Source organism: Saccharothrix longispora, from assembly GCF_030852425.1.
GTDB classification, from domain to species: Bacteria; Actinomycetota; Actinomycetes; order Mycobacteriales; family Pseudonocardiaceae; genus Actinosynnema; species Actinosynnema longispora.
Window position 1 is genome coordinate 306294 of the sequence record NZ_NSDM01000009.1, and the last position, 22117, is coordinate 328410.

20 protein-coding genes are annotated in these 22117 nt (G+C 73.9%); 14 read left to right on the top strand and 6 right to left on the bottom strand.

Features of this window, described 5'->3' with window-relative positions; translation table 11 throughout:
- Positions 1-53 precede the first annotated feature (53 nt).
- The 4 genes from CKY47_RS22080 to CKY47_RS22095 all read left to right on the top strand — a co-directional run bounded on the left by CKY47_RS22080 (position 54) and on the right by CKY47_RS22095 (position 4424).
- Positions 54-1484 carry an RICIN domain-containing protein gene (locus CKY47_RS22080; RefSeq protein WP_306747843.1) on the top strand — a complete coding sequence of 477 codons (1431 nt, stop codon included), beginning with the start codon at positions 54-56 and terminating at the stop codon, positions 1482-1484.
- Between the two features lie 748 nt (positions 1485-2232).
- Positions 2233-3381, top strand: coding sequence for a hypothetical protein (locus CKY47_RS22085; protein WP_306747844.1), 1149 nt, complete (start codon positions 2233-2235; stop codon positions 3379-3381).
- Between the two features lie 242 nt (positions 3382-3623).
- Positions 3624-4103: a DUF4383 domain-containing protein gene (locus CKY47_RS22090; RefSeq protein WP_306747845.1), complete on the top strand. Its 480-nt coding sequence runs from the start codon at positions 3624-3626 to the stop codon at positions 4101-4103.
- Between the two features lie 72 nt (positions 4104-4175).
- The gene (locus CKY47_RS22095) at positions 4176-4424 is read left to right on the top strand and encodes a hypothetical protein (RefSeq protein WP_306747846.1); all 249 of its coding nucleotides are present in this window, start codon (positions 4176-4178) and stop codon (positions 4422-4424) included.
- Between the two features lie 23 nt (positions 4425-4447).
- Here CKY47_RS22095 and CKY47_RS22100 read toward each other — a convergent pair whose 3' ends face one another.
- Together CKY47_RS22100 and CKY47_RS22105 are read right to left on the bottom strand one after the other, a co-directional pair.
- Positions 4448-5359, bottom strand: coding sequence for an NAD(P)H-binding protein (locus tag CKY47_RS22100; protein ID WP_306747847.1), 912 nt, complete (start codon positions 5357-5359; stop codon positions 4448-4450).
- 17 nt (positions 5360-5376) lie between these two features.
- Positions 5377-6549 (bottom strand): metallophosphoesterase, encoded by a 1173-nt coding sequence (locus CKY47_RS22105; protein ID WP_306747848.1) that lies wholly within the window; start codon positions 6547-6549, stop codon positions 5377-5379.
- A gap of 124 nt (positions 6550-6673) precedes the next feature.
- On the opposite strand from CKY47_RS22105, the gene CKY47_RS22110 reads away from it, so the two are divergent.
- Both CKY47_RS22110 and CKY47_RS22115 read left to right on the top strand, forming a co-directional pair.
- Positions 6674-6889 (top strand): hypothetical protein, encoded by a 216-nt coding sequence (locus CKY47_RS22110; protein WP_306747849.1) that lies wholly within the window; start codon positions 6674-6676, stop codon positions 6887-6889.
- A 174-nt stretch (positions 6890-7063) separates the two neighbouring features.
- Complete coding sequence (locus CKY47_RS22115) at positions 7064-9184, top strand: putative bifunctional diguanylate cyclase/phosphodiesterase (protein ID WP_306747850.1); 2121 nt, start codon at positions 7064-7066, stop codon at positions 9182-9184.
- Positions 9185-9196: 12 nt separating this feature from the next.
- Here CKY47_RS22115 and CKY47_RS22120 read toward each other — a convergent pair whose 3' ends face one another.
- Positions 9197-9856: a thiaminase II/PqqC family protein gene (locus tag CKY47_RS22120; protein WP_306747851.1), complete on the bottom strand. Its 660-nt coding sequence runs from the start codon at positions 9854-9856 to the stop codon at positions 9197-9199.
- 197 nt (positions 9857-10053) lie between these two features.
- Between CKY47_RS22120 and CKY47_RS22125 the strand changes: the two genes are divergently transcribed.
- The 5 genes from CKY47_RS22125 (at position 10054) to CKY47_RS22145 (ending at position 16891) form a co-directional block, all read left to right on the top strand.
- Positions 10054-12138: a bifunctional diguanylate cyclase/phosphohydrolase gene (locus tag CKY47_RS22125; protein WP_306747852.1), complete on the top strand. Its 2085-nt coding sequence runs from the start codon at positions 10054-10056 to the stop codon at positions 12136-12138.
- Positions 12139-12143: 5 nt separating this feature from the next.
- Positions 12144-12602, top strand: coding sequence for a pyridoxamine 5'-phosphate oxidase family protein (locus CKY47_RS22130; RefSeq protein ID WP_306747853.1), 459 nt, complete (start codon positions 12144-12146; stop codon positions 12600-12602).
- Positions 12603-12888: 286 nt separating this feature from the next.
- On the top strand, positions 12889-13236 hold the full coding sequence (locus CKY47_RS22135; RefSeq protein WP_306747854.1) for an HAD family hydrolase: 348 nt from the start codon (positions 12889-12891) through the stop codon (positions 13234-13236).
- 163 nt (positions 13237-13399) lie between these two features.
- On the top strand, positions 13400-16051 hold the full coding sequence (locus CKY47_RS22140) for a discoidin domain-containing protein (RefSeq protein ID WP_306747855.1): 2652 nt from the start codon (positions 13400-13402) through the stop codon (positions 16049-16051).
- Between the two features lie 246 nt (positions 16052-16297).
- Positions 16298-16891, top strand: coding sequence for a DUF6069 family protein (locus CKY47_RS22145; protein WP_306747856.1), 594 nt, complete (start codon positions 16298-16300; stop codon positions 16889-16891).
- 4 nt (positions 16892-16895) lie between these two features.
- Here the strand turns inward: CKY47_RS22145 and CKY47_RS22150 are convergent, their stop codons facing one another.
- The gene (locus CKY47_RS22150; RefSeq protein ID WP_306747857.1) at positions 16896-17354 is read right to left on the bottom strand and encodes a DUF2000 domain-containing protein; all 459 of its coding nucleotides are present in this window, start codon (positions 17352-17354) and stop codon (positions 16896-16898) included.
- Between the two features lie 108 nt (positions 17355-17462).
- Between CKY47_RS22150 and CKY47_RS22155 the strand changes: the two genes are divergently transcribed.
- Both CKY47_RS22155 and CKY47_RS22160 read left to right on the top strand, forming a co-directional pair.
- Positions 17463-17924 carry an Lrp/AsnC family transcriptional regulator gene (locus tag CKY47_RS22155; RefSeq protein ID WP_306747858.1) on the top strand — a complete coding sequence of 154 codons (462 nt, stop codon included), beginning with the start codon at positions 17463-17465 and terminating at the stop codon, positions 17922-17924.
- Positions 17925-18014: 90 nt separating this feature from the next.
- Positions 18015-19208, top strand: a complete 1194-nt coding sequence (locus CKY47_RS22160) for an esterase-like activity of phytase family protein (protein WP_306747859.1) — start codon at positions 18015-18017, stop codon at positions 19206-19208.
- Between the two features lie 95 nt (positions 19209-19303).
- Here CKY47_RS22160 and CKY47_RS22165 read toward each other — a convergent pair whose 3' ends face one another.
- On the bottom strand, positions 19304-20443 hold the full coding sequence (locus CKY47_RS22165; protein ID WP_306747860.1) for an AI-2E family transporter: 1140 nt from the start codon (positions 20441-20443) through the stop codon (positions 19304-19306).
- Between the two features lie 788 nt (positions 20444-21231).
- Here CKY47_RS22165 and CKY47_RS22170 point away from each other — a divergent pair.
- Complete coding sequence (locus tag CKY47_RS22170) at positions 21232-21756, top strand: hypothetical protein (RefSeq protein ID WP_306747861.1); 525 nt, start codon at positions 21232-21234, stop codon at positions 21754-21756.
- Between the two features lie 2 nt (positions 21757-21758).
- Here CKY47_RS22170 and CKY47_RS22175 read toward each other — a convergent pair whose 3' ends face one another.
- Entirely contained in the window at positions 21759-22097 is a 339-nt protein-coding gene (locus CKY47_RS22175) for a hypothetical protein (RefSeq protein WP_306747863.1), read from the bottom strand.
- Positions 22098-22117 lie beyond the last annotated feature (20 nt).

Below are 22117 nucleotides of genomic sequence, written 5' to 3' on the forward strand. Positions count from 1 at the left end.
GCGAGCCTTCACCGCCGAGGCGATCTCCCTCAACGAGGAAGGAGAGCGTCGCGATGCTGCGCAGACGCTTCGCGCTCGGAACCACCGCAGCCCTGCTGGCCCTCACCGCCGTCGCGGTCCCGGCCCGGGCGGCGGTGGTCACGGTGACCAACGGCGTCCAGTTCACCGACACCTCGGGCGCCGTCGTGCACGCCCACGGCGGCGGCGTGCTCAAGGTCGGCTCCCACTACTACTGGTTCGGCGAGAACCGCAACGCCGACAACACGTTCCGCTCGGTCTCGGCGTACCGGTCCACCGACCTGCGGACCTGGGAGTTCCGCCGGGACGTGCTCACCCGGTCCTCCGCGGCCGAGTTGGGCTTCGCCAACATCGAGCGGCCCAAGGTGGTGTTCAACAGCTCCACCGGCCAGTTCGTCATGTGGATGCACAAGGAGAACGGCAGCGACTACGGCGAGGCGCGCGCCGCCGTGGCCACCTCCTCCGCGGTCGACGGCGACTACGCCTACCGGGGCAGCTTCCGCCCGCTGGGGCACATGTCCCGCGACATCACCCTGTTCCGCGACGACGACGGCACCGGGTACATGATCTCCGCCGCCCGCGAGAACGCCGACCTGCACGTCTACCGCCTCACCCCGGACTACCTGGGCGTCGCCTCGCTGGTGCACAACCTGTGGCCCGGCTCCTACCGCGAGGCGCCCGCGATGTTCAAGCGCGACGGCGTGTACTTCCTGCTCACCTCCGGCGCCACCGGCTGGGGACCCAACCAGCAGAAGTACGCCACCGCGAGCAGCGTCGCCGGCGGCTGGAGCGGGCTGTCGAACGTCGGCGACGGCACCGCCTACGGCTCCCAGACCGCCTACGTGCTGCCCGTGCAGGGCAGCCGGACCACGTCCTACCTGTACCTGGGCGACCGGTGGGCCGGGGCGTGGGGCGGGCGCGTCACCGAGTCCCGGTACGTCTGGCTGCCCCTGCGGTTCCCCTCCGCCACCAGCATGACGATGAGCTGGTCTCCGCAGGTCGCCATCGACACCGCGACCGGCGCCGTGGACCCGGTCGGCGGCGGCACGCCCTACGAGACCCTCGTCGCCCGGCACAGCGGCAAGTGCGCCGACATCCCCAGCTCCTCGCGCGCCGACGGCGCCGCGCTCAAGCAGTACCCGTGCAACGGCGGCCAGAACCAGCAGTGGCAGCCGGAGGACGCGGGCGGCGGGTACGCGCGGCTGATCGCCCGGCACAGCGGCAAGTGCCTCGACGTGGCGGACGCCTCCACCGCCGACGGCGCGGCCGTCACCCAGCACACCTGCAACGGCGGCGCGAACCAGCAGTGGCAGTTCCAGGCCGCGGGCTCGTACCACCGGCTGGTGGCGCGGCACAGCGGCAAGTGCCTCGACGTGACCAGCGCGTCGAGCGCCGACGGGGCCGTGGTCAAGCAGCACGCGTGCAACGGCGGCACCAACCAGCAGTGGACGCGCCGCGGCGCGTGATCGCGTTCCCCGGTGCCGGGCGCGACGCCCGCGCCCGGCACCGCTGTCGGGGACCAGCCGGCCATCCCCGGCGGTCAGCACCTGCCACACCCCTGCGCCCCACCCGGGCCCACGTCCGTCCGGCAACTCGCGGGCGTGCCGCTCGACGTGGTCGTCGCACGAGTAGGCGGTGACGCCCGGCGACCGCGCCGCCGTGCTCTTGCCGGAGCACGGCGAACCGTCGAACCACATGATCGCGGACATGTGACCTGCGGCACACCACGTCCGCGTCGCAAGCCCCGCACCTGCGGATTGCAGGAAAGCACAAGCCGCGTGCACACGCGACCGTACACAGTGACCACGCTCGCACGGGCGGCCAAACTGGGGGTCCGCCCGCGCACGGAGCGGCCGGACGGCCGCGGTGGGCCGTTCCGGGGGGTACGGCCCACCGCGGCCGGGAGGTCGTCCTTCCCCGACCGCCGCGGGACGTGTCCCGGCGAACGCGTCGGAGTCCGCCCAGGAGGGCCCGCCGGTGCGCAGAACCCGGCACACGGGTGTACCGTCGATCGGCCCACCGGGTGCGAAGAGGTGTGATTGAGTGTCGCGCATGTCGTCTCCACCGCCGTACCCGCAGGGTCCCGGGGTCCCGGGTGGACCGGGACCGGCCCACGGCCCGCACCCCGGCGGGCAATCCTGGCCCGCCTACCCGACTGGGCCCGGCGGACCGGCGTACGCCCCGGTCCCGCCCCCACGCCGGGGGAACAGGGCGGTGTGGGTGGTCCTGGCGCTGGTCGTGCTGCTGGTGGCCGCGGGGATCACCGCCTGGTCGGTCCTCGGCGACGACGGCGACGGGTCCCCCGCGGGCAGCCGGGGCGGCGACGCCACCGGTGGCGCGAACTGCTCGGGGGAGTACTGCGTCGGCCCGTACCCGTACGTCAACGCCTGCGGGCTGCTCGACCCGTCGAGCACGTCGGCCCGGATCGGGGCGATCGGCAACGAGGGACTGCGGGTGCGGGAGACCTTCGCCGACCCCCTGCCGCCCGCCGACGCGGCGTCACCGCCGGCGTGGACCTTCGGGGTGCGGTCGACGTGCGACGTCAGGCCGGTCGACTACGAGAAGGCGGTGTTCCGCAGCCTGACGCTGGAGCTGGAGCAGTACGGCAAGGACGGCGTGGTGGAGCCGGGGCCCGCGGAGCCGGGACGGCCGCTGCCGGGCGTCGAAGGGGTCGTCGTGCAGGACGGGGACGGTGCCGCCGAGGTGCTCGGGTGGGTCCGCAACACCCGGTTCAGGATGAACCTGGTCTGGAGCAACAAGAAGCCGGCCATCCCCGACGCCACGCTCGCCGCGCTCGCCGCGGCGGTCGTCCAAGGGGTGCCCGACGCGCCCGACGCGGCGGCCGACCTCGGTGACCTGAGCCAGGACGGCCGGCAGGTGGTCATCGACGCCTGCACCGCGTTCACCGGCGCGGACTTCCAGGACGCGACGGGCTACGCCGTCGACCCGACCAACGTCGACCGCACCTACGGCGCGACACCGGCGGGGCCCATCACCAGCACGTGCAGGCGCACCACCGCCGCACCGAACCGCGGCCTGCCGACCCCCGGGGGAACCACCCACATGGACGGCGCGCTGTCCCCGAACGTCACCGTGACCCCGCACCCCGACGACGCGGCGGCACGGGCCGCGCTCGCCGAGGACCGCCGCGACATCCAGGGCGCCGTCGACGTCCCCGGAGTCGGCGACGGGGCCGTGTTCGGCGTCGCCGACTCCTCCTCGTTCAGGCTGGAGTTCACCAAGGGGTTCCACCGGGTCCGCGTCGACTGCGGGCTCACCAACGGCAACGCGGACTGGACGCCCGCCGACATGCGCGAGCGCCTGGAACCGATCGCCGCCGCCATCGCGGCCCGGATGCCCTGACGGTCGGACGGATCGCGGCGGTCCGCCGCCTCCGCGGCCCCGGACCTCACCGCTGTCGGCCTCCACCACCGCCGACCGGGGGCTGGAACGGGATTCCGCTGGTGGTGGCGGCCACCTCGCGCACGACCGTGGCTGTCCCGTCACTCCTGTGGTGGAGGCAGGTGACCGCGAACGCGCGGCCCTCGTTTCGCCGTGACCGCCGCGGGTATGACGGTCGGGATGGAGACGATCGGAGGAACGGGATGACGACCTCTGCGGAACGGGTCGAGGCGGACCGCCGACCGGTGCAGGTGTTCGCCCTGCTCGTCGGTGCGGTGTTCCTGGTGGTCGGTGTGCTCGGGTTCGTCCCGGGCGTGACCGCGGAGTACGGCGAGCTGGGCTTCGCCGGACCGCACTCGCACGCGCTGCTGTTCGGTGTGTTCCAGGTCTCAGTGCTGCACAACCTGGTGCACCTGCTGTTCGGCGTCGCGGGCCTGGCCGCCTCGCGGGCGCGCGGCACCGCACGCCTGTTCCTCGTCGCCGGCGGGTTCGTCTACCTGCTGCTCTGGGTCTACGGCTCGATCGTGGGCGAGGACGGCGGCGCGAACTTCGTGCCGTTCAACGCGGCCGACAACCTGCTGCACCTCGGGCTCGGCGCGGGCATGGTCCTGTTGGCAGTCGTGGCCACGTTTGTGGAACGCTCTCGGGGCCAGTACCCGGACCGCGAACAACGCGGTCGGTGACGCCCGGTCGACCGCCGGGTGAACGCGATCGCGTAAGTTCACCCGGGGAGGCGCTTGACTGGGAGGACGTTGATGGCGGGTTCGGCAAGCAGGAAGTTCGGTCGGATCGACCCGTTCATCCTGTTCCTGGTGGTGCCGATGCTGCTGATCGCGGGCGTCATGGTGTGGGGCGGCCTGGCCTGGGTCGGCGGCGTCGTCGTGGTGTTCGCGCTGCTCGTGCTGCTGTTGGACTCGTGGACGAACCGGCCGTTGCCGTTCGAGGTCCCCGAGGACGACTACGACTACGACGAGCCGCCGCACCAGGGCGGCCGCCGCTACTGACGGCGGCCCCGCCCGGGGGACGGTCAGGCGCGCGGGAAGGTCTCCGCGAGCGCCGCGTCGACCGAGCCCGCGCGCGTCGGCGTGACGAACAGCTCGCGCAGCACCAGGTCGCCCAGGTGCCGCGGGTCCAGTCCGGACTGCCTGCCCCGCGCGCGGTGCGCGAGACCCGTCAGCACCAACCCCGCCCGCACCGGTGCGCCGGGCAGGGCGCGCACCGGGCGCGCGTGCCCCGCGGCGGCGGCGATGCGGCCGAACATGTCCTTCCACGTGAGGTTCTCCAGCGACACCGGCAGGTCCTCACCGGACGCCCGCTCCAGCGCGTCGACCGCGACCTCGGCCACGTGCGCGACCGTCGTCGCCGCGCTGCCACCGGGCGGGGCCAGCAGCGGCGAGCGCGAGCGCACCCACGCGTCCAGCGGCCCGGCCCAGTTCGGCAGCCTGTCCCGCGCCCGCCCGAACACGAACGGCAGCTCCAGCACCGCCACCGGCAGGTCCGGGCCCGCCGCCTCGCGCGCGCCGCGCGCCTGCTCGACCCGGCTGCGGACGTACGGGTGGCGCTCGGCCAGCCGCCACTCCGGGTGCTCGCGGTGGAAGTGCGTGTAGTACGAGCCGATCACGGCGGCCCGGGTCAGCCCCTCCTCGCGGGCGGCGGTGAGCAGTCGCACGACCGGGGCCACGTTGCCGCGGTGGAACACCGGGTAGGCGGGGCCGCGCGGCGCCTCGCGGTCGTCCGCGCCCGCCGCGAACACCACGCCGTCGTGCCCGGCCAGCAGCGCCCGGAAGTCCGCCGCCGCGGCCGCCGTCGCGTCCAGCGCGTGGTCGACGCCGGCCCGCGCCGTGCGCGCCACCGACGTCACCCCGTGCCCCGACTCCCGCAGCCGCGCCACGACGTGCTGCCCGATCAACCCGCTCGCACCCACCACCACGACCCTCATGGGCCGATCATGCCGCCTCAGGCGGCGCGCAGCGTCAGCAGGGAGATCTCGCTCGGTGCGAACACCCGCAGCGGCGGGCCCCAGAACCCCGCGCCCCGGCTGGTGTAGAGCCGGGTGCGCTCGCCGTGCCGGCTCAACCCGGCCAGCACCGGCTGCTGCAAGCGCACCAGGAGGTGGAACGGCCAGATCTGGCCGCCGTGCGTGTGCCCGGACAGCTGGAGGTCCACCCCGGCCGCGACGGCCTTGCCGATCTCGCTCGGCTGGTGCGCCAGCAGCACCACGGGGTCGTCGGTGCGCGTGCCCGACAGCGCGGCGTCCAGGTCCGCGGCGTGGCCGGGTTCGCCCGAGTGCGCGGCGGTGACGTCGTCGACGCCCGCGAACACCAGGCGCTTGCCGCCGCGCTCCAGCACCCGGTGCTGGTTGTGCAGGCTCGTCCAGCCCAGTTCGGTCATGTGGTCCAGCCACGCCTGGGCGTTGCCGAGGTACTCGTGGTTGCCCGACACGTAGAACCGGTGGGACGCCCGCACGTCGCCCAGCGGGGCCGCCTGCCCGCGCCGCTGCTCCACGGTGCCGTCGGCGATGTCGCCCACGTGCACCACCACGTCCGCGCCGAGCGCGTTGACCGCCTCGACGGTGGCCCGCGACCACGCCGTGCGGTCGATGGCGCCGTAGTGGGTGTCGGCCAGCACCGCGACGGTGAGCCCGTCGAACGCGGCGTCCAGCCTCGGCAGCGCCACGTCCACCCGCTTCACCCGCGGCACGCGGCGCGCCTCGTGGACGCCGTACGCGACCAGGGCCGTGCCGATCACCAGCAGCAGGACGGCGACCAACCGGGACCGGAACGGGTTGTCCACGCCCGCGACCGCCAGGACCAGGCGCAGCACGTCGGTGACCAGCGTCCAGGCGAAGAACACCCACGCCACGCCCAGCATCGCGTGCGCGGCCCGGGACGCCCGGTCGGAGTGGCGGCGGCCGTGCGCGCGGACCAGCAGCAGCGGGAACGCCACCGAGGCGACCGCGAAGAACGCGGTGCCCACGACCTGCACCGGCCACGGCCACCGCGCGCTGGGCGCGAGCAGGCCGGCCCACGGCACCCAGAACAGCAACGCGGTCAGCACCAGCAGCACCGCGGTGAACGTGGCGCGCCGCCGTGCCGAGGGGCGGGGCGGCGCGGGCGTCCGGGTCGACATGGGCTCTCCTCGGCGGGATCACGGGGACTCGACGGGCACCGGACTCGATGGCGCCGGGACTTCCACGGGCACGCGGCTTTACGAACCGGTGGGCTGTTATCGACGGTACGCCTCGCCCGGCGCCGTGTCCAAGTTTGTGCCCGGCATCGCCCGGCAACCCAGGGCCATGTCCGACGTGAACGAGGTGCCCGAGGTCCGAACCCCCGACGAGGACGAGCGGTTGGCCGACTCGCAGCGCGCGATCGACGAGGCCAAGTCGACCGCCGCGGACCTGCGGCGGACGACGCCCGACCCGACGCCCGACGCGGAGCCGCCGGACGAGGCGACGCCCGCCGGTTGACGCGCCCGCCGGCTCGACCGGCGGGTCCGCATTTTCGCGCGTCCACAGTGGACTCACCCGAATGGCGGTTGTCCCGCGGGTTCCCGCTCAGCATAGTGCGATCTCCCGACCGGGATGTTCGGCCGATCGCAGCTTGACTGGGGGTAACGGGGCGTGGTTCGTCGATCGCGTGCCGTGGTCGACGACGCTCTGTCGTCACCCGGACAGGCCGGCGTGCGCCGGATCACCGAGCTGACCGAGCTGTTCGCGTGGCTCGCCTGCGTGGCCTTCACCGTCCAGCTCGTCCTGCTCGGCTCCGGCCTCGTGCGCATCCCGCTGGCGCTGCTCGTGGTCGGCGTCCTCGCCTCCTGGTGGGTGCGGCCGGACGGCGACCCGTGGTGGACGACGGGGGTGGAGGCCGTGGCCGCGTTCGGCGCGGTGCTGGTGCTGCCCAGCGCCGAACCCGCCATCGGGTTCCTGTTCGCGGTCGTCGTGCGGCGCGCCCTGCGCGGCGACGCGGTGCTGCTGCCGGTCAAGTCCGTGCCCGTGCTGCTGGGCTACCTCACCGGCGTCGGCACGTGGGTGGTCCTCGAACCGGTCGAGGCCACCGGACCCCTCCTCGCCTCGACCCTGCTGCCCCTGGTGGGCCTCACGATCGTGTCCCTGGCGCTGCACGAGATCGTCCGCTCCGCGCGCCGCCTCGAAGCCGCCCACCGCACCGTCGAGGCCGTCATCCGCGCCAGTCCCGTCGGCCTCGTGCTGCTCGACGGCGACGGCGCGCCCACCCTGCACAACGACCGCGCCCGCCGCCTGTTCGACTGGCCCGAGGGGCGGTCCGGCCGCGTGCCCTGCCCGCACGGCCCGGACATCACCGCCTGCGGCCGGGGCTGCCGCGGCGCCGACGACCCCGTCGAGGTCGACGTCGAGCGCCCCGACGGCACCACCGCCGTGCTGGCCGTGCAGGCCGTGCCCGTGGACCACGTGCCCGACCGGCACACCCTGGTCACCGCGCTGGACGTGAGCAAGCGCCGCCAGTGGGAGGACGCGCTGCGCACCCGCGTCGAGCGCGATGAGCTGACCGGCCTCGCCGGCCGCACCCACTTCCTGCACCTCGTCGACGACGCGCTGCGCTCCGGTGAGGCCGTCGGCCTGCTCGTCATCGACCTCGACGGGTTCAAGGAGGTCAACGACGCCGAGGGGCACGAGGCGGGCGACTGGTACCTGGTCTCCGCCGCCGAGCGCATCGGCCGCGCCGTCGGCCCCGTGGCGACCGCGGCCCGCCTGGGCGGCGACGAGTTCGCCGTCCTCGCCCCCGGCCACGACGTGCGCGAGTCCGCCCGCCTGGCGACCCGCGTGCTGTCCGAACTGGCCCGACCGCTCACCGGCCTCGGCCACGACACCGTGATCCGCGCCAGCGTCGGCATCTCCGTGTCGCAGCCCGGCCTCGGCACCGCCGACCTGCTGCGCGACGCCGACACCGCGATGTACGTGGCCAAGCGCGAGGGCGGCGCGCGCATCCGCCTGTTCCGGCCGGAGATGGGGGAGCGGGTGCTGGCCCGGCAGCGCGACAAGGCCGACCTGCGCACCGCCGTCGCCGACGGGCAGCTCGTGCTGCACTACCAGCCGATCGTGGACCTCGCGACGGGCCGGGCGACCGGCGCGGAGACCCTGGTGCGCTGGCAGCGCCCCGGCCACGGCCTGCTCGGACCCGGCGAGTTCATCGGCCTGGCCGAGGAGACCGGCCTCATCGTGCCGCTGGGCAACAAGGTCCTCGCGGGCGCCTGCGAGCAGGCGATGCGGTGGCGCGAACAGGGCCGCGCGCTGGGCGTCACGGTGAACGTGTCCACCCGCCAGCTCTCCGCACCCGCGTTCCTGCCCTCGCTGGACCGCGTGCTCAAGACCTCCGGCCTGCCGCCGGAGCGGCTCACCGTCGAGGTCACCGAATCCGTGTGGGCCGACGAGGCCGCCATGCGGGGGCTGATGGACGTCCGCGAGACCGGCGTGCGCGTCGCCCTGGACGACTTCGGCACGGGCTACTCGTCGCTGAGCTACCTCCAGCGCTACCCGTTCGACGTCGTCAAGATCGACAAGTCGTTCACCGGCAACCTCGACGACGCCGGTCGCACCGCCGGGGTGGTGCGCTGCATCGTCGACCTCGCCGAGGTGCTCGGCGCGCACACCGTGGCCGAGGGCATCGAGACGCAGGAGCAGGCCGACTGGCTGCGCGCGGCCGGCTGCGACTACGCCCAGGGCTACCTGTTCGGGCGCCCCGACCTGGCGGAGAACTGGGACGCCCAGCCCTCCGTCACCGGGTGAGGCGCCCGCCGGTCACGCCTTCTCGTCGGCCAGCGTGTTCCAGAACATCAACTCGTAGGAGTGAAGGAGGAGCGCCTGGGGCATCGCGCCGGAGACGGTCCAACCCGTGTCGAGGACGGCGTCGAGCGCGCGCAGGCCCAGTTCGTCCAACTCGGGCGCGGGCTCGGCGAAGAAGTCGAAGAACGCGCAGACCGCGTCGTCGAAACCGTAGTGCTCGCGCAGCGCCGCCGCGATCGTCGCGCAATAGCCGCCCCATTCCGCGAAGTTCGCCAGAATCGCGAGCAGCGCGTCGTGCGGATTGCCGTCCAGGGCGAGCCTCGCCACGTAGGACGGGTACGCCTGGCAACCGGGCAGCGCGCGGTAGTCGGCGACGTCGTCGGGGGAGAGCCCGCACGCCGCGGCGAAATCGCCGAGCTTGGCCAGCGCCAGGCCCTCGCCGCTCGCCACCGTCGAGAAGAACTCGCGCTGCGGGAGTTCCGTCGACTGCGCGGCCAAGGTGAGGAAGGCTCGCCAGTCGCTGCGAACTATGCGGTCCTCCTCCGCCGCCAACGCCTTCAACGCCTCCACCGACGCCTCGCCGCTCGCGATCAGCGGGACCAGCCGGTTCGTGCCGCCGTCGCGCTTCAACTCCTCGCGCACGCGTTCCAACAGGGCTTTCGTGTTCCTGGGCATCCATCCCCCTCGACCCGGCCGCCGCGTCGCCGTCGAACGCGGTGCGACACCAATGGCACTCTATCCGTGCCGTGACCCACTCGTCCCCGGGAGTGTGGGAGACTGCGAATGGCTCTCCGCCGCCCCGACCACGCGAAGCCGCAGAAGGAGCACCGGGATTGCGCGTCTCCGAAGCCACCCCGGTCGATAACCGCGAAATGCCGACCGCCGGGCAGAACCGTCCGTGGATCGGTTACCTGTTATTCGGGTTCCTCGCGGTGTGCGCCTACTACGCGCTGCCCATCTTCGTCGGGACGGTTCCCCTGCGGGTAATCGTCTACTGCGCGGTCAGCACGTCGGCCGCGGTCGCGGTGTGGTGGGGAATTCGCCGCAACCGGCCCGGCAAACGCGCGCCGTGGATCGTGCTCGGGCTCAGCCAGGTCGTCTACGCCCTCGCCGACGCCACGTTCTACGTCTCGCACTACGTGCTCAACGACACCCGCTACCCGGCCGTCGCCGACGTCTTCTACCTCGGCCACTACCCGCTCGTCGTGGTCGGCCTGGTCGTGCTCATCCGGCAGCGCCGCTCCGACCACGACCTGCCCGGCCTGCTCGACGCCGTGTCGCTGACCGTGGTCGCCGGCCTGCTGTCGTGGGTGTTCGTCATCGGGCCGCAGACCCGCCTCGGCACGTCGCCGCTGGTGGAGGCGGCTTCGTTGGCCTACCCGCTGATGGACCTCGTCGTGCTGCTGGCCTCGCTGCGGCTGCTGTTCGGCGCGGGACGCCGGGACGGCTCGTTCGTGCTGCTCACCGCCTGGCTCGCGGCGATCATGACCGCCGACACGGTGTACGTCCTCCAACGCCTCGACGGCACCTACGCGGCGGGCAACTTCCTCGACGCCATCTGGCTCGGCGGCAACCTCGCGCTCGGCGCGTGCGCGCTGCACCCGGCCATGGGGCGGATCGCGCAGCCGGCCGAGGTGCCCGCCCTGCGGCTGAGCTGGCCGCGCCTGGCGGTGCTGTCCGCGGGCGCGCTGATCGGCCCGCTGCTGCTGCTCTTCCAGCACGCGCGGGGGATGGAGCAGGACGTGCCGGTGATCGCGATCGGCTGCGCCCTGCTGTTCGCGCTGACCGCGACCCGCCTCGCGGGCCTCGCCGTGGACCAGCGGCGGCTGGCCATCACCGACGCCCTCACCCGGCTGCGCAGCCGGCGGTACTTCGAGGGGCGGCTCGCCGAGGACGTGGCGCGGGCCCGCCGCACCGGCGTCCCGCTGGCCGTGGTGATCCTCGACGTGGACCGGTTCAAGGCCATCAACGACCGCTACGGCCACCCCGCCGGCGACCGGGTGCTGGTCGAGGTGGCCGACCGGCTGCGCGCGGTCGCGGGGCCCGACCTCGTGCTCGCCCGCTACGGCGGCGAGGAGTTCGCGTTGATCGTCATGGGCGCCGACGCCGAGAACGCCACGCGGCTGGCCGAGGAGCTGCGGCACGGCGTGGCGCGCCGGCCCATCGCCGTGAGCGACCGGCGATCGGTGACGGTTACGCTCTCCGCCGGCACCGCCGCGTTCGCCTCGCACCACTGCACGGCGTCCGCGCTGGTGTCCGCGGCCGACCGCGCGCTGTACCTGGCCAAGGACCTCGGTCGGGACCGCGCCGTGGCCGGCGGCACGTCGATCGCCGAACACCGGGAGGACGTCGCGGTGGACTACCTCAACCAGGTCGCGGACCTGGTCGACCTGCGGGTGGCGAGCCCCGGGCGCAGCCTGGCCATCGCCGAGTGGGCGAGGACCGTGGCCGAGCGCCTGCGCTGCGACCCGGCCCAGGTCCGCACCGCGCACCGCGCGGGACGCCTGCTCGACGTCGGCATGATCGTGCTGCCCGACGACCTGCTCACCGAGTCCGGCCCGCTCACCGACCAGCAGTGGCACCTGCTGCACGAGCACCCCGACAGCGGCGCGCGGATGGTGGGCGTGCTGCCCGACCACGCCGACGTCGCCGAGGTGATCCGGCAGCACCACGAGCGGTGGGACGGCGCGGGCTACCCCAACGGCCTGACCCGCGACTCGATCCGGCTGGAGGCGCGCATCCTGTCGGTGTGCGACGCGTGGGCGGCGATGTGCGCGGACCGGCCGCACCGGCGGGCGCTGACGCACGAGCAGGCGGTGCGCGAGCTGCGCTCCGGCCGGGGCGCGCGGTTCGACCCGGACCTGGTCGACGTGTTCCTGGAGCTGCTGGAGGAGGGGACCGTCGGCGACCTCATCGCCGGGGCCGCCGGGCCGCGCGAGGGCAGCGCCCTATCCTGACGCGCATGTCGAGGCGCGCGCTGATCACGATGACCCCGGACGAAGTGGCCGCGTTCCTGGAGGAGCGGCGCGTCGTCACGGTGGCCACCGTCGGTCGCGGCGGCAGGCCCCACCTCGTGCCGCTGTGGTTCGCGGTCGAGGACGGCGAGCTGCTCGCCTGGACCTACCGCGCCTCGCAGAAGGTGGCGAACCTGCGCCGCACGCCCGAGGCGACGCTCCAGCTGGAGGCCGGCGAGAGCTACGAGGAGCTGCGCGGCGTCACGATGGAGTGCGACGTGAGGCTGGTCGAGGAGCGGGCCGAGGTGGCCCGCATCGGCGGCGCCGTGGCCGCGCGCTACGCCGGGCGGAGCGGACCGGAGCTGGACGCGTTCGTCGCCGCCCAGGCGGTCAAGCGCGTCGGGCTGCGGTTCGCGCCGACCTCGGTGGTCTCGTGGGACCACCGCAAGCTGGCGGGCGCGTACTGAGCCTCGCCCTGCTCGACCTCGACGACACGCTGGTGGACCTCGCCGGCGCGTTCGCGGTGTGGGCGGCCGGGCTCGCCACCGAGCACGGCCTGCCCGACGACGCCGTGCCGTGGCTGTGCGCGCGGGCCGGTGGGCGCAAGGACGCGCTGTTCGCCGAGGCGCGGGAGCGGTTCGGCCTGGCGGAGCCCGCGGACGTGCTGTGGGCGCGCTACCGGGCCCGTGTGCCGGAACTGGTCGCGCCGCGCCCCGGCGTGCTCGACGCGCTCGTCGCGCTGCGGGAGGCCGGGTGGCGGATCGGCGTGGTGACCAACGGCGAGCCGGACAACCAGGGGCCAAGCTGCGGCGCACCGGCCTGGCCGAGCACCTGGACGGCTGGTGCGCGTCGGGGGAGGCGGGCGTGCGCAAGCCCGACCCGGCGATCTACCACCTCGCGGCGCGCCGCTGCGGGGGAGGGGACGGCTGGGTCGTCGGCGACAGCCCCGTGCTGGACGTGGTGGGCGGCGGGCGCGCGGGGTTCCGCACGTGGTGGGTCAGCCACGGCCGGCCCTGGCCGGCGGAGTGGCCCGCACCCGACCGGACCTCCCACGACACCGCCGACGCGCTCACCGGACTGCTGCGCCTACGACACCCTTGAAGGGTCAGTCAAGTTTTTGCGCGATTTGATAGATATCTTGCGGTCGGCTGTTCGGCCCGCTTATGGTGTGCGCCACACCACACGGCGTGACGTCCCTGCTCAACGGCCGCGTGGAACATCCCTGCCCGCAGTCAGGGGTCCCGTCCAACGAAGGGCTGAACCCATGCGAGTCGACCCCACCCACCGGCGCCCCCTGGCGCTCGGCGCGGCGGCGGTGGCCACCTCCCTGCTCACCGCGCTCGTCGTCGCCGCCGCACCGCAGGCGTCGTCCGCCCCGGTCGTCGCCGCCGTCGCCACCTCGCCGTTCGACGTCGTCGGCCGCGGCGCGGACGTGCCGTTCGTCGAGCACGAAGCCGAGAACGCCGCCACGAACGGCACGAAGATCGGCCCCGGCCGCCGCCAGGGCACGCTGGAGGGCGAGGCGTCCGGCCGCCGCGCGGTCACCCTGTCCGGCCAGGGCCGCTACGTCGAGTTCACCCTGACCGAGCCCGCGAACTCGATCGACCTGCGCTACAGCGTCCCGGACGGCAACGGCGGCGCGGGCATCACCGCCCCGCTCTCGCTCTACCTCGACGGGCGGAAGTCGACGAGCCTCACGCTCACCTCGAAGTACGCCTGGCGCTACGGCGGCTACCCGTACGCCAACGACCCGAACCAGGGCAAGCCGCACCACCTCTACGACTCGACCCGCGCGCTGTTCGGCCGCACCCTCCAGGCCGGCGCCACGGTCCGCCTCCAGGTCGACGCCGGCGACGACGCGCCGTCCTACACGATCGACCTCGCCGACTTCGAACTCGTCGCGCCCGCCGCCACGCGCCCGGCGAACTCGGTCTCCGTCACCGACCACGGCGCCACGCCGAACGACGGCACCGACGACGGCGCCGCGTTCGACGCCGCCGTCGCGGCGGGGCGCGCGCAGGGCCGCGAGGTGTGGATCCCCGCCGGTCGCTTCACCGTCACCAGGCACATCACGGTCGACCGGGTGACCGTGCGCGGCGCGGGCCACTGGCACAGCGTCGTCACCGGCGCCCGGGTCGGCTTCTACGGCCTCGGCGAGCCCCCGTCGTGCGGGCAGGGCGGCAACTCCGGCGTCAGCGCCCGCGTCGGCCTGCACGACTTCGCGATCATCGGCGAGGTCACCGACCGGGTGGACTGCGACCAGACCAACGCCATCGGCGGCGCGCTGGGCGGCGGCTCGGTGATCTCCGGGATGTTCCTCCAGCACACCAAGGTCGGGATGTGGCTCGACGGGCCGTTCGACGGCCTGACCATCCGGCACAACCGGGTCGTCGACCAGCTCGCCGACGGCATGAACCTGCACCGCGGCATCAGCAACGCGCTGGTCGAGCACAACCTGTTCCGCAACATCTCCGACGACGGCATCGCGCTCTGGTCGGAGCACCAGGCCGACCACTCCAACACGATCCACCGCAACACCGTGGTCGTGCCGATGAAGGCCAACGGCATCGCGATCTACGGCGGCCGCGACAACACCGCCACCGGGAACGTCGTGGCCGACACCCAGGACCAGGGCGGCGGCATCCACGTCGGCAACCGGTTCTCCTCCGTGCCGCTGGCGGGTACGACCGCGTTGTCGCGCAACACGACCCTGCGCGCCGGCGTGCTCGACTCGAACTGGCAGTTCGGCGTGGGCGCGCTGTGGTTCGACGCCCGCGACGGCGCGATGAACGGCCGCGTCGACGTCACCGACACCGACCTGGTCGACAGCAACTACGAGGCCATCCAGTTCATCAGCGGCACCATCACGAACGTGCACTTCAACGGTGTGCGCATCATCGGCGCGGGCACGTTCGGCGTGCAGCTCCAGTCGCCTGGCTCGGCGTCGTTCACCAACGTCACCGCGACCGGCCTCGGCCGGGCCGGGATCTACAGCTGCCTGGGCGAGGGCGGGTTCCGGATCACCCGCGGCGCGGGCAACTCCGGTTGGGACGGCACGCCGTACTGCGGCCCGTGGCCCGAGCCGGTCCACACCGACCCGACCGCGCCGCCGACCACCACCACCACCACCACCACCACGACCACCACCACGTCGGTGCAGCCGGGCGGGAACCTGGCGCGGGGCAGGCCCGCCACCGCGACCACGGCCAACGGCGGCTTCCCCGCGTCCAACGCCGTGGACGGCAACCCCGGGAGCTACTGGGAGAGCGCGAACAACCAGTTCCCCCAGTCCCTGACCGTCGACCTGGGACGGCCGGAGGACCTGGGCCGCCTGGTGCTCAGGCTGCCGCCGCCCGCCGAGTGGGCGGCGCGCACCCAGACCCTGTCCGTGTCGGGCAGCGCCGACGGCGGGGCGTACACCCAGGTGGTCGGCTCGGCGCAGTACCGCTTCGACCCCGCGTCGGGCAACCAGGTCGCCGTGCCGGTCTCCGGCGCGCACCGGTTCGTGCGGCTGACGTTCACCGGCAACACGGGCTGGCCCGCCGGGCAGCTCGCCGAACTGGAGGCGTACGCCACGACCGGCCCGCAGCCCACCACCACGACCACCACGCCGCAGCCGACCGGCAACGTGGCCCGCGGCAAGCCCGTCCAGGCGGCGGGCGTCGGCGGCCTGCCGGGGACCAACGCCGTCGACGGCGACGTGAACACGTACTGGGAGAGCCCGAACGACCGGTTCCCGCAGACGTTCACCGTCGACCTGGGCAGCCGCACGGCCGTGAACCGGCTCGTGCTCGCGCTCCCACCGGCCGCCGCCTGGGCCGCCCGCACCCAGACCCTCTCGGTCGCGGGCAGCGCGGCGTACACCCAGCTGGTCGGCCCGGCGCAGTACCGCTTCGACCCGGCGTCCGGCAACTAGGTCACCGTCCCGGTGACCGCGAACCACCGCCACCTGCGCCTGACGTTCACCGCGAACACGGGCTGGCCCGCAGCCCAGCTCGCCGAGTTCGAGGCGCACGCGGGCTGACCCGGTCCGCGGCACGCCCGCGGGTGCCTCCCGGCAACGACGCCGGGAGGCACCCGCGTCGGGACGACCTCCTGATGGGGTCACCTGATCGGTGCCGCCGCCGCGCGCCGGGCCGGCGGCCGCCCGATACTCGCGGACATGGCTGACGAACGCCGGACGACCCGCTTCGAACCCGTGACGGGTCCCCCCGAGCCGCGGCGACCCGTGCGCGACTCGTTCCGCGAGGTCCCGCCGGAGACGGCCGTGCTCCGGGAACCGCCGCCGCCGCCGCGGCGGCCCGCCGCGCCGCCCGACCCGAGCCGGCGGTTCGACGCCACCACCCTGTGGGCGGGCAGCGTGGCGACCGCCCTGGTCACCGGCCTGCTCGCGATCGTCGGCACCCTCGTCGCGCGAGGTCTGCTCGGGGTGGACGTGCTCGCGCCGAAGGGGGACGGGGTGTGGGGCGACGCCAACACCCTGACCTACGCCCTCACCTCCGCCGCCTGCGCGCTCGGTGCCACCGGGCTGCTCCAACTGCTGCTGGCCACCACGCCGAACGCCGTCCGGTTCTTCTCCTGGATCATGGTCCTGCTCACCGCGATCGCCGTGGTGCTGCCGCTCAGCCTCGGCGTGAGCCCCGAGGCGAAGGCGTTCACCGCCGTGCTCAACCTCGTGATCGGCGTGGTGATCGTGCTGCTGCTGCGCGGTGTCGTGGGCAGTGCGCGGCGCAAGTGGGCGGAGAGCGGCCGGTAGCGCGTCACGGCATCAGCTCCAGCCCCTTCACCAGCTTGTCGACGCGGTTGCGCGGCCCCACCACGCTCACCACGAGGTACTCCACGTCGGACGCCTCGGAGAGCTGCCGCAGGTAGTCGTCGTACACGCGGGTGCGCTGCGCCTGCACCGGCATGTCGGCGACGAACACGCCGGGGGAGTCGGCGGCCTTCGCGCGCAGCGCGGCCAGCCGGTCGCCGGTCGCGGCCAGGACCGTGCAGCCCGCCCAGGGCAGTCCGGGGTGGGCCGAACCGGTCGCGTCCTCGCCGTCCGGGCCGAGCAGCCCGGCCACCGACCGGGCCGTCGCCGACGCCACGCACACCGCGGCGTTCACGGCGCGGCCCGGCGGCAACGCCGAGTCCACCACGACGACCCACTTCAAGCGGGCCGCCCGGGTCGGCTGGAGCAGGTCGATCTCCTGCGGCTCGAAGCCGACAGCGGTCACGTGGTCCTCCGTGCGTTCATCGGGCTCGGTGGCAGAATGCTAGGCACCTGTACGGTGTTCGACCAAGTGATCCGATGATGATTCGGATAGAAGGCTTGGTGGGTGGTCATGGACGAACTTGATACGAAGATCCTGCGCGCATTGCAGGTCGATGCGCGGCGCAGCAACCGGGACGTGGCCGCCGCGGTCGGCGTCGCACCCACCACGGCACTCGACCGCACCCGCCTGCTGCGGGAGCGCGGCATCATCAAGGGCGCGATCCTCGACGTCGACCTGCCCTCCATCGGCCGCCCGGTGCAGGCGCTGGTCGCCGTGCGCATCCGCCCGCCCGCCCGGCGGGTGATCGAGGAGTTCCGGGCCTGGGCCGTCGCGCAGCCCGACACGCTGGGCGTGTTCGTCACCACCGGCGACGAGGACTTCCTGCTGCACGTCGCCGTGCCGGACAACGAGAGCCTCTACACCTTCGTCGTCGACCGGCTCACCGAGCGCGCCGAGGTCGCCGACGTGCGAACCTCCGTGGTCTACCAGCACCTGCGCAACGACCGGATCACTCCGGTCCACCGGCCGTGACGCCGCGCGCCACCCGCCGTTCACCGCGGGCTCCTAGCGTTCCGCCCACCGCGTGACCCGACGGGTCGCGCCACGGCAGAACGGAACACCATGAGGAGACCGCTGGTCCTCGGCCTGGCCGCGTTCGCGCTGGTGGTGGCGGCGGTGCCCGGTGCGGCGTCGCCCACCGACCGCCACGCCCCCGGCCGCGCCACGCTGACCGGGTTCGCGTCGCTGCCCGCGCTCACCTTCGTGCCGGGCAGCGAGCCGTCCGGCGCGGCCCTGGGCACCGCACCGGTCAACGGCGTCGTGCCGCCGTTCGCCGACCAGCCGGTGCAGGGCTTCAGCGGGGTGCTGCGCAACGCCGACGGCACCTACGACGTGCTGTCGGACAACGGCTTCGGCACCAAGGCCAACAGCGCCGACTTCCTCCTGCGCGTGCAGCGCCTCGCGCCGGACTTCCGCACCGGCGCGGTGGACGTGGTCGGCGGGACCACGCTGACCGACCCGCACGGTCACGTGCCGTTCGCGCTCACCCGGCCCGACCGCGTGCTCACCGGCTCCGACTTCGACGTGGAGTCCATCCAGCGCGCCGCCGACGGCACCTACTGGATCGGCGACGAGTTCGGCCCCTACCTGCTGCACTTCGACCGCGCGGGCCGGCTGCTCGCGCCGCCCGTGCCGCTGCCCGGCGTGTTCGCCCCGGAGAACCCGGCGGGCACCGCCAACCTGGGCGGCAGCAAGGGCTTCGAGGGCCTGGCTCTGTCCGCCGACGGCCGCACCCTCGACGCGCTGCTGGAGGGCACCGTCGCCGGTGACGCGCCGGGGTCGTTGCGGCTCAACGAGTTCGACCTCGCCGGGGGGCGCTACACCGGCGCGAGGTGGACGTACCAGCTCGACAAGCCCGAGCACGCCATCGGCGACGCGATCGCCGTGGACCGCAACCGGCTGCTGGTGATCGAGCGGGACGGCGCGCAGGGCGTGGACGCCGTCACCAAGAAGGTCTACCTGGCCGACAAGCGCGACCGGGACCGCGACGGCACGCTCGACAAGACCCTCGTGGCCGACCTGCTGGACATCGCGAACCCGCGCCGGCTCGGCGGGTTCGGCGAGCGGTTCACGTTCCCGTTCACCACGATCGAGGACGTGGTGATCCTGGACGACCGCACCATCGCCGTGCTCAACGACAACAACTTCCCGTCGTCGTCGGGCCGCACCCCCGGCAAGCCGGACGACAACGAGTTCATCACCCTGCGGCTGGCCGACGACCTCGACGCCGACCCGCGCGTGCTGCGCCGACGCTGACCGACGGGCACGACGCCGACCGGACCCGATGTCGACCGGATCGGATGCCCGCCGGGCTCCCCGCGCGGCGGCCGCCACCGCGCGGGGAGCGGCGCCTACTCGTCGGGCCGGTCCCGCTCCGGGACCGTCTCGACGGGCTCGCTCGCGCCGCTCACCGAGCCGCGCTGGATGACCTCGTCCAGGTAGCGCATCACCACCGAGACCGCCGCGACCACCGGCACCGCCAGGAACGCGCCCGCGATGCCGTAGAGGCTGCTGCCCGCCGTGACCGCCAGCAGCACGACGGCCGCGTGCAGGCGCAGGCTGCGCGACTGGAGCACCGGCTGGAGCACGTTGCCCTCCAGCTGCTGCACCACCACCACGATCACCAGCATGATGATCGCGGTGGTGAGGCCGTTGCTCACCAGGGCGACCAGCACGGCCAGCGCGCCCGCGACGAACGCGCCCACGATCGGGATGAACCCGCCCAGGAACGTCAGCGCCGCCAGCGGCACCGCGAGCGGCACGCCCAGGACCACCAGGCCGATGCCGATCAGGACGGCGTCGACCAGGCTCACGATCGCCTGCGTGCGGATGAAGTCGCCCAGGGTGGTCCAGACGCGCTCCAGCACGACGGTCAGGTGCCCGCCCGCGCGCTCGCCGACCACACCGCGCAGCCACGGCGTGAACCGCGGGCCGTCCTTGACGAACAGGAACGCCAGCAGCAGCGCCAGGACACCGGTGACGAGGCCGGAGGTCACCGTGCCGACGCCGGTGAGCAGGCCGTTGGCGATCGTGCCGACGCTGGACTGGAGCTGGTCGACGCCCTGGTCGATCAGCTGGTCCAGCTTGCTGTCGGCGAGGTTGAACGGCGGCCCGGACAGCCAGTCGCGGGCCTGCTGGAGGGCCTTGGTGGCGCTGTCGGCGATCTCCGGCACACCGGAGGCGATGGACGTGGAGATCAGCGCGACCACGCCGCCCAGCACGCCCAGGCCGACCAGCAGCACGACCGACGCGGCCAGGGCCGGCGGCAGGCCGCGGCCGCGCAGCCACCGCGCCGGCGGCCACAGCACGGTGGTGATGAGCAGGCCGAGCAGCACCGGCATCACGACCACCCACAGCTTGCCGATCAGCCACCACAGCAGCACGAACCCCAGTGCGGCCAGCGCCGCGCGGGTGCTCCACCGCGCCAGCCACGTCACTCCACGTCCGATGGCCTCGCCGCGGTCGCCCCAGCGGCGGTCTCCAGCGCTCACGTCTCCCCGTTCCTCCCGCGCGGCGGTCACCGCGACGTGAGGGGAAGCCTGCCAGAAGCACGTGCGCGACGTGCGGTGACGAGGTCACGTTTCGTCATGGGTGAGCGGTCGTCACCTGACCGGCCGGTGGGCGTCCGCCGATGCGGTCAACGTCGACCCGATCGGACATCGCACCAGGTAGACACGGGGTGGACCGCCTCCAAGAGGTCCAGTGATCACCGCATCGCGTCGATCCGGGGAAGGGGCGATACCGCTGCCGATCACGTGGCCGCCGCACGACGACGCGCGCGCGGCGGCCACCCGGTGCGGCCCCGGCGGTGTTGCCCGGCGGTGTTGCCCCGGCGGTGATGCGCGGTGGGACTCGGACGTGTCAGTGGATCATCCTTCCGGTACCTCGACCCCGCGCGGCGGCCGGTGGCAACGTTCCGCCCGTGGCACACGGCGAGGCTCTCCGCGCGGCGGTGGCGTCCGACGGCACGACACCGGTGGTCGGGGTGTTCGACATGCTGTCGGCGTCGTCGCGGCACGGCACTACGACGCGGTGTTCGTGTCCGGGTTCGGGCTCGCCGCGTCCCACTACGGGCCGCCCGGCATCGGGTTCATCGCCTGGCCCGACGTGATCGGGTTCGTGCGGCGGCTGCGGCTCGCGTTCCCGGACCACCACCTGCTGGTCGACATCGACGACGGGTACGTCGAGGTCGCGTGTCACGTGGTGCGCGCGCTGGAGCAGGTCGGGGCGTCCGGAGTCGCGTGCTGGAGGACCAGAGCCGCCCCGCCGCTGCGGCCACGTGGGCGGCAAGCAGGTGCTGCCGCTGCCCGACTACCTGGCCGAGCTGACCGCGGTCCTGGACACCCGCACCGACCTCGTCGTCGTGGTCAGGACCGACGCCACCGACGAGGCGGAGATGCTGCGCCGCGCCGCCGCCCCCGCCGCGACCGACGCCGACGCGGTCCTCGTCGACGGCGTGCCGTCCACCGAGGTCCTGCGCCGGAACGCCCGCGCGGCCGCCCCCAAGCCGGTCGTGTCCAACCAGATCGCGGGCGGTCGGTCACCGGCCCTGTCGCGGTCCGAGTCGGCCGACCCGGGGGTGCGCGTGGCGATCTACAGCACCCCGTGCCTGTTCGCCGCCCACGCGGCGATGGACGAGGCCCTGTCGCGGTTGCGCGCCGAGGACGGCAGGCTGCCCGGGGGACCGATCGGGGTGGCCGAGTCGCAGGCGCTGCTGCGCGACAACCTGGGCCGCCCCCGATCGGTGCCGGCCCCGGGGCCGGGCCCCCGGCCGGTGCCGGCCCCGCAGCCCGGCGGTCGCTGACGTCACGGGGTGGCGGTGCGCCACTCCTCCAGCCAGCCGTGGCGCCCCTCGTACGCGGACGCCACGAGCTGGAGCACGTCCCCGGAGTCGGTGTTCTCCACCTCCGAGCGCAGCGCGCGGATCTTCTCCTCGTGCGACGCCGGGACGCCGTCCTCCTCCTCCGACAGGTCGCCCGGGACGAGCAGGAAGCCCTGGCCGTCATCCGAGCGCAGGACGCGGAACCGGCCACGGGCCTCCGCGTCGGCCAACAGGGGCGCGTCACCGCGCGCCACGCGCTCCTCGTCGTCGGCCAGGCCGTCGAGGATGAAACCGCGGAGTTGCTCCAGCTGCGTCGTGTCCATGCCCCGGGGGTATCCCGGTC

Coding starts and splice junctions, on each gene's coding strand:
- CKY47_RS22080 (WP_306747843.1), top strand. CDS start 54: ATGCTGCGCAGACGCTTCGCGCTCGGAACCACCGCAGCCCTGCTGGCC.
- CKY47_RS22090 (WP_306747845.1), top strand. CDS start 3,624: ATGACGACCTCTGCGGAACGGGTCGAGGCGGACCGCCGACCGGTGCAG.
- CKY47_RS22095 (WP_306747846.1), top strand. CDS start 4,176: ATGGCGGGTTCGGCAAGCAGGAAGTTCGGTCGGATCGACCCGTTCATC.
- CKY47_RS22100 (WP_306747847.1), bottom strand. CDS start 5,359: ATGAGGGTCGTGGTGGTGGGTGCGAGCGGGTTGATCGGGCAGCACGTC.
- CKY47_RS22105 (WP_306747848.1), bottom strand. CDS start 6,549: ATGTCGACCCGGACGCCCGCGCCGCCCCGCCCCTCGGCACGGCGGCGC.
- CKY47_RS22120 (WP_306747851.1), bottom strand. CDS start 9,856: ATGCCCAGGAACACGAAAGCCCTGTTGGAACGCGTGCGCGAGGAGTTG.
- CKY47_RS22125 (WP_306747852.1), top strand. CDS start 10,054: ATGCCGACCGCCGGGCAGAACCGTCCGTGGATCGGTTACCTGTTATTC.
- CKY47_RS22130 (WP_306747853.1), top strand. CDS start 12,144: ATGTCGAGGCGCGCGCTGATCACGATGACCCCGGACGAAGTGGCCGCG.
- CKY47_RS22140 (WP_306747855.1), top strand. CDS start 13,400: ATGCGAGTCGACCCCACCCACCGGCGCCCCCTGGCGCTCGGCGCGGCG.
- CKY47_RS22145 (WP_306747856.1), top strand. CDS start 16,298: ATGGCTGACGAACGCCGGACGACCCGCTTCGAACCCGTGACGGGTCCC.
- CKY47_RS22155 (WP_306747858.1), top strand. CDS start 17,463: ATGGACGAACTTGATACGAAGATCCTGCGCGCATTGCAGGTCGATGCG.
- CKY47_RS22160 (WP_306747859.1), top strand. CDS start 18,015: ATGAGGAGACCGCTGGTCCTCGGCCTGGCCGCGTTCGCGCTGGTGGTG.
- CKY47_RS22175 (WP_306747863.1), bottom strand. CDS start 22,097: ATGGACACGACGCAGCTGGAGCAACTCCGCGGTTTCATCCTCGACGGC.